This window comes from Neobacillus sp. NPDC093127, from assembly GCF_044754175.1.
GTDB lineage: Bacteria > Bacillota > Bacilli > Bacillales > Cytobacillaceae > Neobacillus.
Map to the genome: position 1 here is coordinate 45,939 of NZ_JBIVOP010000030.1, position 12,338 is coordinate 58,276.

At 40.3% G+C, this 12,338-nt stretch carries 9 protein-coding genes, 4 tRNA genes and 1 rRNA gene; 1 reads left to right on the top strand and 13 read right to left on the bottom strand.

Annotation, left to right across the window (positions count from 1 at the left end; genetic code table 11):
• Positions 1–66 precede the first annotated feature (66 nt).
• A complete protein-coding gene (locus tag ACIQCO_RS25900) occupies positions 67–717 on the bottom strand; it encodes a response regulator transcription factor (RefSeq protein ID WP_400434760.1) in 651 nt (216 codons plus the stop codon).
• A gap of 19 nt (positions 718–736) precedes the next feature.
• Positions 737–2,194 (bottom strand): PAS domain-containing sensor histidine kinase, encoded by a 1,458-nt coding sequence (locus ACIQCO_RS25905; RefSeq protein ID WP_400434762.1) that lies wholly within the window; start codon positions 2,192–2,194, stop codon positions 737–739.
• Between the two features lie 250 nt (positions 2,195–2,444).
• Here ACIQCO_RS25905 and ACIQCO_RS25910 point away from each other — a divergent pair, with 250 nt between their 5' ends.
• Complete coding sequence (locus ACIQCO_RS25910; RefSeq protein ID WP_400434764.1) at positions 2,445–3,704, top strand: MFS transporter; 1,260 nt, start codon at positions 2,445–2,447, stop codon at positions 3,702–3,704.
• A gap of 510 nt (positions 3,705–4,214) precedes the next feature.
• Here ACIQCO_RS25910 and ACIQCO_RS25915 read toward each other — a convergent pair.
• The 11 genes from ACIQCO_RS25915 to rrf all read right to left on the bottom strand — a co-directional run.
• Positions 4,215–4,982, bottom strand: a complete 768-nt coding sequence (locus tag ACIQCO_RS25915) for a class I SAM-dependent methyltransferase (RefSeq protein WP_400434766.1) — start codon at positions 4,980–4,982, stop codon at positions 4,215–4,217.
• 632 nt (positions 4,983–5,614) lie between these two features.
• On the bottom strand, positions 5,615–6,277 hold the full coding sequence (locus ACIQCO_RS25920; protein ID WP_400434768.1) for a DJ-1/PfpI family protein: 663 nt from the start codon (positions 6,275–6,277) through the stop codon (positions 5,615–5,617).
• Between the two features lie 27 nt (positions 6,278–6,304).
• A complete protein-coding gene (locus tag ACIQCO_RS25925; RefSeq protein ID WP_400434770.1) occupies positions 6,305–7,186 on the bottom strand; it encodes a hypothetical protein in 882 nt (293 codons plus the stop codon).
• A gap of 211 nt (positions 7,187–7,397) precedes the next feature.
• A complete protein-coding gene (locus ACIQCO_RS25930) occupies positions 7,398–8,174 on the bottom strand; it encodes a hypothetical protein (RefSeq protein ID WP_400434772.1) in 777 nt (258 codons plus the stop codon).
• Entirely contained in the window at positions 8,167–10,653 is a 2,487-nt protein-coding gene (locus ACIQCO_RS25935) for an FtsX-like permease family protein (RefSeq protein ID WP_400434774.1), read from the bottom strand. Before ACIQCO_RS25935 ends, ACIQCO_RS25930 begins: the two co-directional genes overlap by 8 nt.
• A complete protein-coding gene (locus tag ACIQCO_RS25940; RefSeq protein WP_400434776.1) occupies positions 10,625–11,341 on the bottom strand; it encodes an ABC transporter ATP-binding protein in 717 nt (238 codons plus the stop codon). Before ACIQCO_RS25940 ends, ACIQCO_RS25935 begins: the two co-directional genes overlap by 29 nt.
• A gap of 444 nt (positions 11,342–11,785) precedes the next feature.
• Positions 11,786–11,859 (bottom strand) — tRNA-Met (locus tag ACIQCO_RS25945).
• Between the two features lie 26 nt (positions 11,860–11,885).
• A tRNA-Ser gene (locus ACIQCO_RS25950) sits at positions 11,886–11,978 on the bottom strand.
• Between the two features lie 25 nt (positions 11,979–12,003).
• Positions 12,004–12,080, bottom strand: a tRNA-Met gene (locus tag ACIQCO_RS25955).
• 18 nt (positions 12,081–12,098) lie between these two features.
• Positions 12,099–12,174, bottom strand: a tRNA-Val gene (locus ACIQCO_RS25960).
• Positions 12,175–12,233: 59 nt separating this feature from the next.
• Positions 12,234–12,338, bottom strand: a 5S ribosomal RNA gene (gene rrf / locus ACIQCO_RS25965); the annotation flags it as partial.

The following is a 12,338-nucleotide window of genomic DNA, read 5'->3' on the forward strand; positions in this document are numbered from 1 at the left end:
CAACTTTTTTGTAGGGCCCCGAATTTTCCCCACAAAAAAAACCGCCTAATGGCGGAGTCTCAAACTCTATTTCAATTCTTCTTCCGGAATTAATCCCAGTTGTTTTGCCTTTTGAATCGTGTCGACTCTCGTTCTCACACCGAATTTTTGATAAAGAGAAGTTAAATTGTATTCGAGCGACCGCTGGCTCATTGATAGGGTCAGCGCTATTTCTCTAGTGCTTTTTCCTTTCGCAAGCTCAGAAAGGATATCCTCCTCCAATGCTGACAAAATCACTTTTTCTTGTGGATTGTTTCCACCGGCAATGATGCCTGGTCTTCGCAATTCACGTACTAATGACAGCGGCAAGACAACCTGCTGCCTTAGTGCACATCTGATCCCGGCAACCAGCTCATCTCTCGAAGACGTTTTCGACAAAAATCCTGAAACTCCCGCTTCCACCAATAAATTAAAATGAGGTTTAATATCAAACCCGGTGTAAATTAATATAATCAAATCAGGATTGTAGGCCAATGCTTGTTTGGAAAGTTCAAGCCCATTGACATATGGCATATACAAATCAAAAAGCAATACATCATAGTGATTTAACTTGATGTGATCCAAGGCTTTTAACGAACTATTCTCTACAGTTATTTTAAAATCCGGCTCTTGCTCTAAAAGCATTTTTGTTCCTTCAATGATGGATAAATGGTCATCCACAATTAATATCTTAATCACCTTAAACACCTCTCCTTGTTTAAAAACCAATAATCGGAAAATCAATCAGTACCCTCAATCCGTGGTTCTGCTGTGAATAAAATTCAATGTCGCCGTTTAGACTTTGGACTCTCTGTCTCATACTCGATAGTCCCATGTTGTTAAAAGAGGGGCTCAACTTAGTTGCATCGAATCCGACACCGTCATCAGAATATTCAAGCCTTAATGTATCCTGTTTACTAATCTTAAAATTTAACATAGCTGCCTTTGAATGTTTCGCTGCATTATTCAGTAATTCCTGGACAATCCGATAAATCCCAATTGTAAGTTCTTCATTTAATGAAAGACCGCCTGTATTTTCTGAATGAAAAGCAATTTTAAAAGTGGATGAAACCTGGGTGTATTCAAATAAATTTTCTAATGCCCTTTCCAGTCCCAGCTCTCTAAGAAGCGGTGGCCGTAGCTCATTACATGTCATCCGAATTTGGTGAATCGTGTCCAGCAATCCTTGTTCAATCCCTTTAAGTTGTATCTTAATACCCTCGTCGATTTCATTCCGATTAAGGAGTGCTTCCAGCCTTCTGTATAAATCGATTTGCTCCTGTAATACCGTGTCATGCAGATCGCTGGATAAATTCTGCCGCTGTTGTTCCTGCAGATTAAACAATAGCCTTAGAACCCACTGCGGTGTTTCATTGCTTTGCAAAGCCTCTTCCAATTGGTTCATTAAATTCTCGATGACATTTAAGTTTTCAAACACCATAACCGTATAGCACACCAAGGTTTCCAGCCAGATTGAGTCCATCGTTTCATAAATTGAAGAACCATTGAGTAATAGGATATATGGACTGCCTTTACGTTCACCGATCTTAATGACAATATTTTTACCCACCTGCTCGATTTTTCCCAGCGGTAAAGAGGGTTCGAGCTCGGGAAAACGACTTTTAGTTTTCTGATTCAATATAATCATTTCAGGTTCTGACCCTGTTATGACTGTTTTTACCTCTTTAAGCAATCGCTCTTCAAGGTCAGTAACCTTCATAACAGTAGACAGGTCTTGGGAAAAACTTTTTAGACTTTTTTGGAGGACTTCATAGCGATTTTTTCTCTGCTGCAGCTCATTCTCCATCTTTTTTCTATCTGTAATATCTCTAATCGCCACAACTGTAAGATTATCTTCCGTGTCAGGTATCGGCGTTGTTTTGCATTCCAAATGGCGGATTTCTCCATCCTTATCAATTACCCGGTATTCACTGGAGGATTTTTTTCCTGTTGCGATTACTCTCCTATGTCTTCCCATTAGCCAGTCCCTGTCATCAGGATGGACCCGATCGAATATGTCCAATTTTTGCAAGTCTTCAGGTTTCACACCAAACATTTCGAAAAATAAAGGTGTAGTAAAACGTACCCTGCGATTTTGGTCAATAATCGCAATAATATCCAGTGTATGGTTTGTTATCGTGTCAAAGATCCAACTAAAATTACTTGTCTTTTCCATCCTATCACCACATATTCATCATTATTTTTGAAAAATTTCCCTTTGTATAGAGTTTACACGATTATGCGAAGGTTTGAACCGAAAAATTCTTGCGTGAGTCATGCATTATATTGTGGTTTCAAGTGGAGAATTTTTCTTTTTTGCGGGTTTCCTCGTAATCTTTGCGGCGTTTGCTCGTAATCTTTGCGGATTAGGGTTTCTTGCTCTGTCGTATGATGTGATTATACTAATTGAAAGGTGTTGTTTCGATATGTCTAATCACACACAGGCGCAGGCTCCTACAATGAGGACACTGTTTGCCAATCGCTTTGTTCAATCTATTTTGCTATCCGGGCTCTTTCTACAGCTTGGAATATGGGTGAGGAATTTTGCCATCCTGCTCTTTGTTACGGAACAGACAAACAAGGATCCGATTGCGATCTCGATGATTTCAGTAGCTGAATTCGGACCGATTTTTCTATTCTCCTTTATTGGTGGAACTTTTGCTGACAGGTGGAGACCAAAACTGACCATGGTACTTTGTGATCTGCTAAGTGCTCTATCCGTTTTTATCGTCTTGTTGGCACTTGTATTCGGCGGATGGAAAGCAATCTTCTTCGCAACACTAGTGTCCTCCATATTATCTCAGTTTTCGCAGCCCTCTTCGATGAAGTTGTTTAAGCTTCACGTACCCGAATCACTTATGCAGCTTGGGATGTCGATGAATCAAACCATTCAGGCAATTTTTATGATCTTAGGTCCAATGATTGGAACTCTCGTTTTTTACCGATTCGGAATTACCGTTGCTGTAGCCATTATGGGAACTTGTTTCCTGCTATCCGCCCTGGTACTAACCTTCCTGCCACCTGATAGAAAGGTAGAGGTAACAAAAACTGCTACGAATTTGTCGTCGGATATGAAAATGGGCTTTCGTTACGTCATTTCTAATAAGCTTTTTGTCTATATGGGCGGTTTTTTCCTTGCAGCAGGTATGGGGCTTGGGCTTGTGAATCCGCTTGGGATCTTTTTGGTAACAGAACATCTGGGTTTAACTGCGCAGAACCTGCAATGGTTTACTGCAGTAAATGGTGTGGGGATGATACTAGGAGGAGTTGCCGCAATGGCCCTCTCTAAAAAAACGTCACCGCAGAATATGCTTTTGACCGGCTTTATCTCAAGTGCCGTCTCTGTAGCAGTGATGGGCTCAGTAAAGTTGGTATGGGTTGCATTATTAGCGCAATTTATCTCAGGGATGATGGTACCACTAATCCATATCGCATGTAATACATTAATCCTTACTCATGCGGAGGAATCGTTTGTGGGCCGGGTAAACGGTATCTTGAACCCGCTGTTCATGGGGGGGATGGTCTTGAACATGAGTTTAGTCGGGTTCCTAAAAGATCAATTCCCACTAACCGTCATGTACCTAATCGCTGCAGCTTTATTCACCATTGGAGCATTAGCTATGCTGCCAATGCTTAGAATGAAACAGTATAAACAAATGAAGATCGCTGAAATGCAGCATCATTGATTATGATTGATTTCAAAAAGAAAGATAGTAGGGATTAGAAATCCTAACGGGTTCTCTTTAAGCGGGCAAAAGTGCAAAGGTTATACAAATACCAAATAATTAACACCTAAAAAGCACCAGTTTAAGCATAAAGGGTTCCGTTTTGAGGTGCTTTTCTAAAAAAATGTACCGAATTAACAGTCGTTTTGACATAGTAATTAGTATATAAAAAATGCAAACCTCGCTTAGTATTGGCGAGGTTCTTTTGTTATTGAAATCCAAAACTTCTTCAACTAAAGGTCAGTTAGGACAATAACAAAAATCGCTGATCGTTGTTTAAGCAGTACACACTTTCCTTTTAAATAAAAAATTTATGCGGTAGTATGATATTGCAAAGCTGGAAAGGTATAAACTTCAAACATAAAAAAAAGGAGAGTTTCTCTCCTTGTTACTAAGGTTATGTCCATTAATAGGCGAACCAGTTGAAGTGTGTTCAACCTCACTATGTTAAGGGTTGTTTTATTTTAAAATTTATTTAACAGCTTCATAAACGAATGTCTGCTTACTATTTGTTGGTTGTTTGCCGTATTCAAAATCCGCAGACACCATAACATTTGAAAAGCCAATGCTTTCTAATACTAGCTTAAATTCTTCCACACCGTACCAACGTAAGGCAAAACGTTGTAACTCAGATTGAATTAACTTTCCTGTCCTCCATTTTTCATACTTTAAATAGGAAACTTTATACTGATTAAACAAATCAGCCTCAACAAGTTTCTCCTCCATTGTAATTGTATCACCATTTGGAAGGGTGAATGCTGATGTACCTTCAAATCTTCCATCCACCTGAAAATTATTATCTGGCAGGAAAAGGTCAAGCATCAGTTTTCCACCTGGTTCAAGGTGTTCATAAAGTCGCCTTATTACTTTGATTGATTCATCTCTTTTTTCAATTAACAAAAATGAACCAGCAGGAATTATAATAACCTCATATTTATGGGGTAATGAAAGTTCCTTTAAATCCGATTCATATAAATTAGGTTTTAACCCTCGTTCTTCACAACGTTGACGGCAAGAAGCCAACATTTCAGGAGAATAATCTACTCCATCTACACTAAGACCCGATTCTAAAAGTGGGATTATTACACGTCCTGAACCAACCATCGCTTCAAGCATACGCCCTTTACAATTTCTAAGTTTTTTACGGTAATATTCTATATCTCCACCAAGTGATTGCCCGACTTTTTTTGTTAAGTCGTATACCTCAGTACAAAGTTCTCCATAATAACTAAAAGACATATATTCACCCTCTGTATTTAATAATGACGAAAGGGTTTTAACAAAATAAGTTATCCCTTCCGTACCTCAAAGTTGTTTATAGTTGCAGAGATTCTGACTGTCACAAAAATCACTCACTTTCTAATTTAATGTAATAATTTTAACAGACAGGAAATACCTAGGCAATAAAGGTATCTTAATTTTCAATAAATTATCCTTTTTCTGCTAACCTGCCCCGTTCGTACAATAAGAACAGCAGCAAAAATAGCAGCAAATTCACAGCATAATTCACAGTATATTTCATAGTCAAAAAGGCTTAGAGCAAATATCTCTATGCCTTTTTTGAATTAAATCCAACAACCATTGTAATCTCAACATAATCCACGTACTAAATCACAAATAATTCACACACCCTCTAATAATTATTTCATACCCTGTGATTTACTATGTGAATTAAGACAAAATAAGCAATTAAAATTTGCCAGAATGTTGATAAATCAATAAAAAACGCACTGTGAATTTTATCGTGAATTCGAGTGTATTTTCGTATTTGTATTACAATGTTTGCACCTCTAAAGTAAACCCGTTAAAGAAATCCTTACTATCTTTTTTCATTGAAACAGGTTCCAATGCAAATAAATGCTCTCGTGTGACTATACTGATTTCAGATGCATCTCCCTATTAAAGTATGGATATACCAATGTAGCAGCAGTCGTTCTAGCAGCTTCTTCTCCCAGCAATTTAGCTACTAAATAGATAGACATATCTATGCCTGCAGATACTCCCCCTGATGTTAGCACATTGCCATTATCAACAAAGCGTATATTTCGGATTACCTCTATATCTGTATAGGTCTGTTCCAAATATTCATAGGCATATGGATGTGTAGTCGCGTTTTTATCAGTTAAAACACCAGCCTCCGCTAACAAAATGGCCCCAGAACAAATGGAAGCGACGATCCCGCCGGTTTGACTGAAAGAGCTAATCCAATGAATTAATTGGCTGTCCTGAAGACAGGCTTCAATGGCTTTGAAAGGCCCGCCTGGGACAATAAGAATGTCTAGGCCTTGATTTAAGTTCTCAAAGCTAAAGTCCGGAACAATTTTCAGTCCATTATTAGATGTAACGACACTTCCATCTTTGGAAATCGTGCATACTTTAAATGGTCTTCTTTCGGCAGGAATACCCTTCGTTAATAATTCTCGTACTTCTTGAGGTTCGTTTGTGGTTAAAGAAAGCACTTCAAATGGACCCGAATAATCTAGTACATCCACATCATCAAATAATACGATTCCTACATTCCACTGCTTTTTCATATACGTCCACTCCCTTTAAATAGTTTTTTATTCTTTTATTTCGATAACAAATGGAAACGCTCTTACTGTTCCATTTTGTTTAAACTCAGCCCAAATCTTGTAGATACCAGGTTTATCGAACGATGTTTCAAATATCGGCTCGCTATTATTTGACGGATGAACATGAAGAAACTCTTTACCATATTCGTCAAGAATCACGACATGCCCCATTGCCCCTAGATAAGGCGTCAAATTTTTTTGATCTAAGTCGAAGGCTAACGTTACGGGTTCGCCCGCCTTAAATGAACTAACGTTTAATGTTACCGTTTCTCCATCTACCGTTTTGCTATAATTCGTGTCTGGTACAAGCTCATGGCCGTGTGAAGGGGCACTTGGATTACCTACGACAAATGGAACAGGTTCCACCTTGAAAGCGAAATTTTTCGGTTTAATATCGACAAACGCTTTATAAAACCCGTCAGGAAAGTTATTTTCAATAGTAAATTCCCCTTTCCCTGTTCGTTCTGGGTGCAGGTGATAATACCTCTGCAGTTGTTCATCCACAATAATCAGATGCAGTTCCTTCTCATGATTTATTTCTAGTTCATCAATCGGGTTTCCTGCCTTATCTTTTAAGAAAATCTTTATGCTTTTATTATCAATTTGTACAAATGTATTGACCTCGCTGCCATCGTGGTTTCCAGAAGCTTTTTTATGTGCATGACTGTTGCCTTGATCTTCCCCCTGGTGACTTTCATTTTTTTGATGACCTCCCCTCTCTTCTTGCTTACCACCCATTTCCATATTATCGCCATGGCTGTCTGTCTGAGCAGCTGTACCTTTATCCTTGGCAATCCATTTATCATAAGCCTGGAATCCTAGTATTACGACAGTAACATATAGGATTCCGGCAATTGCCCATTTTTTCATTTCTGTCACTCCTGATTAATAAAATGAATTCGATGGATCCTTTACCCTTAAAAAGAGTCCACGCGCTATGATTCAAATATCGTGGACTCTAAACCTCTTATAATACCGTTACACGGATTTTTCTTTTTGACGGTCACTATAAATCTCTTTTTAGTAACAGGTTTCAATGGAAATCGGAACGACTCGTTCTGCCCCTCACTCTTCAAACCGCTTAACGAACATTCACCACATAAGAAACTGTAAACACTTGGTTATCCTTCTGAAACTGCCCCCAAATCTTGTAAACTCCGCTTTTCGGAAACTCTGTTTCAAAGAGTGCCTCAGGACCGCTTCCTTGACCTTCTGTGGCATGAACGTGCAGATAACGCTCGCCATCCTGCGACAGAATGACCACATGACCAATCGCCCCTAGGTACGGCTCAAGATCCGTAATGGGTTGATTCGTTTTTTCATCCATCAAATTGAACTTAAGCGTCAACTCTTTATTTGCCTCAAGAGGATCAATCGATAATGTAACCCGTTTGCCATCGACAGTCTTTTCCTTGCTATCATCAACCGCCACTGGAACAGGTTCAGTCCTATGACCTTCTATCTTAACCCACTCCGTCTTCGTCATCGAACCGCCATCCGCCGGTTTAAAGTCCACAACCATTTTATACTCGCCGCCCGCGGGAAAGTCATTCCTAATTTCAAAAATACCCTTCCCCTTGTACTCGGGATGAATGTGATTAAAATAAGATAAATCTTTGCTGACAATAATTAAGTGCAGTAATTTTTCGTGGTTCAACTCAAATTTTTCAACAGGCTTCCCGTCCCTCTCGATTTTTAGCTGAATGAGGGTTCCCTCCACCATCCATTCCACCTTTACATCCTCTGCGAGAATTCGATGGCTGACCTCTGTCACCTTCTCATTTTCCCAAGATTCGTTCGTCCCACATGCCGAAAGCAATAACAGTGGGAGTAACAGGATAATAATCAACCTACTCATACCGCAGTGCCTCACTTAACTTCGTCTTAGCCGCTCTTGATGCTGGTGTAAAGCTGGAAACTAAGCTAACCACAATGCCAAACAAACTCGTAAAGAGAAGAATCAAACATGAAACACCGAAATCAAAAGTTAACGAATTGACTTCCATAAAGGTGGAAGTAATGTAGATTAGCAGAATACCAAACAATGTACCGATGACCGTCGCCGCCAGCCCAATGCCGAAACCTTCTAATAAAACCATTCCGATGATTTGCCTGCTTGTGACACCCACCGACCGCATCATCGCAATCTCGCGAATCCGCTCCATAATACTAATGAGTAACGTATTGGTAATCCCAATTCCTGAAACAATAATAGATAGAATGATTAGCCCGTTAATAATCGAGAAGGATCCTGTATACGTAGCACCAATAACCGTGACCCAATCTTCCGGTCCAAACATCGATTCAATCCTTTCTCCAAACTGGGCAAAAATATTTTCTCTTAGTTGTAGCGGGCTTGCATTCTCACTTTTTAACACAAGGGCATTCCGTTCATATTTAACTCCAAAATGCTCTTTAAAATTCTCTTCCTGCATAAAAGCCCCATAACCGCTATTTTTCATCGTATCAACTACTGCTGCTACTTTAAAAAGTCTTGTTCCACCGAGTGTCTGGAGTGTAATAGTCTCGCCAATTTTCCCTCCCCAGACTCCATAAGATATCTTATCGAGGATAATTTCATCTTTATTTAGGTTCTTGATTAATTCACCAGGTGCCTTACCAGTGGTAGTAAACAGCGGAAACCGATCAATCCATTCCTTTCCAACACCAAAAACAGGGAGCTGACGTTTTTTATCTTGATGGTCCCAAACAACCGCTTGCAGGGAGTAGGTGGTTGCATCAGCAACACCTTCCGTATTTTTCAACTTTTCTAAATCCTCTTTTTCAATATGGTGGAGCATGATATCCAAATTCCCCCCGTAAGAGGAATAGATAATCCTTTCATATGTCTGCAAAAGAGCAGAGTTCAGTGAGCTCATTAAAACGATCATGGCAATACCCAAACAAAGAATCACAGAGGTCATGGAGGTTCGGCCAATATTTCGATTCAGATTCCGTGTTGCCATTTCGCCAGTGAATCCGAATAGCAGTTTGTAAATGGGTCTTAACAAGAAATCAAACAGCTTATACAAATATGGAAATACGAGAGCAATCCCAATCATTAATGGGACGACCAAGAGTAAGCTTTTGATAAAAAATCCAGTTGCAATGAGCAGTATTCCGATTATTCCAAGCCACTTTTTTGATTTAAAGGAAGCAGCCCGATTTTCTTTTAACACTTCAATGACGCTGACCCTGCCAGCTTGACGGATTGGGTGCAAAGAAGCGATGACTGGAACGAACAAACCGGCAAGTAACGATATGATAACGCCTTTTGCCAGCACCATACTGCTTTCGTCATGGATGCCATAGATCAAGAAAATGAGTGATTTTAGCCCTAAACCAAGTCCATATCCGATTAACAAGCCTACAGCCGTACCGATGATGGATAATAGAATTACTTCAAACATCACCATCCCTTGTATTTGCGAAGATGTGTACCCAATTGTCTTTAGTACGGCAAATTCGTTCTTGCGCTCTTTAATACTGACGTACAAAGAATTAAAGATAATAAACGCACTAAGTGCAATTCCTAGAAACCCGGCAATATAAAGTGCAAGAAAGAAAGAGTCCAATGTTTTGAATTGCGCATCGAAATCGATTACGACTGGCTGCATATAGATTCCATCAACCTGTTTCACAAACTGGTCTAATTCCTTCTCTACCTGATTAATACCTGCCCCATTTACTGCCTTTACCTGTATGTTTTGGATTTTTCCAGATAAACCGTACCAATCCTGGACAACAGTTAACGGAACTGCTACTGACCATGGGTGATAGTTAGCCATACTCCAGCTGCTAGGTCCCATTAGTTCCACGGTATATTTGACGATTGCCGTTATTTTGATCCGTTGAGTGCCTTTGTCAGTATTGAAAGAGATAGTGTCACCGACATCCTTTTTCCATACCTTTGCTGTCCGGTCTGTAATCACAGCACCGCCAGAAGTTAAATTCCCCTTTATCACTTTGAATTCAGTAACCGGTGTATCAAGGTCGCTGTATCCGCTAAGGTCGACTCTTTTTTGTATGGAGGATATCCCGTCAACCTTCATATTCAGCTTTGTATTTTTCTTCAATATAGCAACTGACTCTGTTTGATCCAATTTTTCTACTTTCTTATAAACGTCTTCTGAAAAATAAGCTTCGGTACCATTCAAATTAAAATCTGCTTTCCCAAATGCCGATTTCAAATAAACCGGAAAGGCCTTCTCTGCCGAATCGACTGCGGCAATAACGGCAAATGTGGACCCTACTCCGATGACTATCGACATAATTGTTAGAAAGCTGCGCAGCTTCCTGCGCATTAAGTTACGCCAGGCTACTAGCCATAGATTCATGACCCATCACTCCTCTCTTCCGGTCATTTACGATTTCTCCGTCTCGGATCACGATAATTCGATCAGCAGCAGCTGCGGCCTGTTGATCATGGGTGACCATTACGACTGTGATTTGCTCTTCTTTATTTAATTTTGAGAGAAGCTGTAAAATATCTTCACCATTTTTCTGATCTAAGTTTCCTGTCGGCTCATCCGCCAGAATCAGACGAGGTTTCATTGCAAGGGCCCTGGCAATGGCGACCCGCTGCTGCTGCCCGCCGCTTAACTGCGAGGGAAATTGAGTCTCTTTCCCTTCCAGTTTGACATCCTTCAGCAATTGTTTAACCCTTGAGTGGATTTCATCTTTAGGGGCTTTATTTGCCGATAGCGAGAGTGCGATATTCTCGGCAACAGTCATCATCGGAAGAAGTTGATAATTTTGAAAAACAAACCCTACTTTCGTCCGGCGGAATAACGTTCTTTCATTTTCAGTCAAATTGTTTAATTGGACCCCATCGACAATCAGGTTTCCAGAGGATGGCTGGTCGAGCCCTCCAATTAACTGTAAAAGGGTACTTTTTCCTGAACCGCTAGGCCCCATGATGGCAACGAAATCCCCTTTATTGATGTGAATGCTGTTATTTTTCAAAGCAAAAAAATCTCCTGATTCTAACGAATAAACCTTTGAAACTTCTTGAATCGTAATCATAAAAATTCCCTCCACTTTTTTAATATCTAAACCAACCTCTATTTCGATTAAGGTTTCAATATTTTATTAGATGGTTTCATTGTACGGCGTTTCCATCCTTTACAAACCGCAGACATTCGGAGAACCCCCGCAGAATTTTGGGGTGCCCCACATTAAAAATGGGTGTCAGGTACCATGTGAAAAAATTCACATGGTGCCTGACACCCCGATGGCAATCAATTACTTTTTTTTGGAAGTTTAGATGAGAATATGATTGGAAAAGTTTCCTTCTGGCTTTTTTTAGACATGGCCATTCCGTCCATGCGCTAGGAAATTGCAGGGAAGTGTAATAAGTAAAAATAGGGAAATTAATTTCTGAACACCATTTATAATCATTAAAAAATCCCTTCTGTGTACACAGAAGGGATTTTTTTTGGTAAATATTCAAGTTCATATCTTTGTATATTGCGGGGACAGGATTTGAACCTGCGACCTTCGGGTTATGAGCCCGACGAGCTACCAGACTGCTCCACCCCGCGACGATAAAAATTACAAATAAATAATATGGAGGAGGAAGAGGGATTCGAACCCCCGCGCGGTATGACCCGCCTGTCGGTTTTCAAGACCGATCCCTTCAGCCAGACTTGGGTATTCCTCCATTATCAAAAAAACAATCACTAATTTGGTAGCGGCGAAGGGAGTCGAACCCCCGACCTTTCGGGTATGAACCGAACGCTCTAGCCAGCTGAGCTACACCGCCAAATATATAATTCAATTATGGTGGAGGATGACGGGATCGAACCGCCGACCCTCTGCTTGTAAGGCAGATGCTCTCCCAGCTGAGCTAATCCTCCATATAATGACCCATTTGACCAATAAATTCCCACAAAATAATAGCCCCAAAAGGGGCTTAGCCTGGCAGTGTCCTACTCTCACAGGGGCGCCTGCCCCAACTACCATCGGCGCTGAGAAGCTTAACTTCCGTGTTCGGTATGGGAACGGGTGTGACCTTCTCGCC

Bases quoted from the DNA above. Each gene is read 5' to 3' on its own strand.
- ACIQCO_RS25905 (WP_400434762.1), bottom strand. From the start codon at position 2,194: ATGGAAAAGACAAGTAATTTTAGTTGGATCTTTGACACGATAACAAAC.
- ACIQCO_RS25910 (WP_400434764.1), top strand. From the start codon at position 2,445: ATGTCTAATCACACACAGGCGCAGGCTCCTACAATGAGGACACTGTTT.
- ACIQCO_RS25915 (WP_400434766.1), bottom strand. From the start codon at position 4,982: ATGTCTTTTAGTTATTATGGAGAACTTTGTACTGAGGTATACGACTTA.
- ACIQCO_RS25920 (WP_400434768.1), bottom strand. From the start codon at position 6,277: ATGAAAAAGCAGTGGAATGTAGGAATCGTATTATTTGATGATGTGGAT.
- ACIQCO_RS25925 (WP_400434770.1), bottom strand. From the start codon at position 7,186: ATGAAAAAATGGGCAATTGCCGGAATCCTATATGTTACTGTCGTAATA.
- ACIQCO_RS25930 (WP_400434772.1), bottom strand. From the start codon at position 8,174: ATGAGTAGGTTGATTATTATCCTGTTACTCCCACTGTTATTGCTTTCG.
- ACIQCO_RS25935 (WP_400434774.1), bottom strand. From the start codon at position 10,653: ATGAATCTATGGCTAGTAGCCTGGCGTAACTTAATGCGCAGGAAGCTG.
- ACIQCO_RS25940 (WP_400434776.1), bottom strand. From the start codon at position 11,341: ATGATTACGATTCAAGAAGTTTCAAAGGTTTATTCGTTAGAATCAGGA.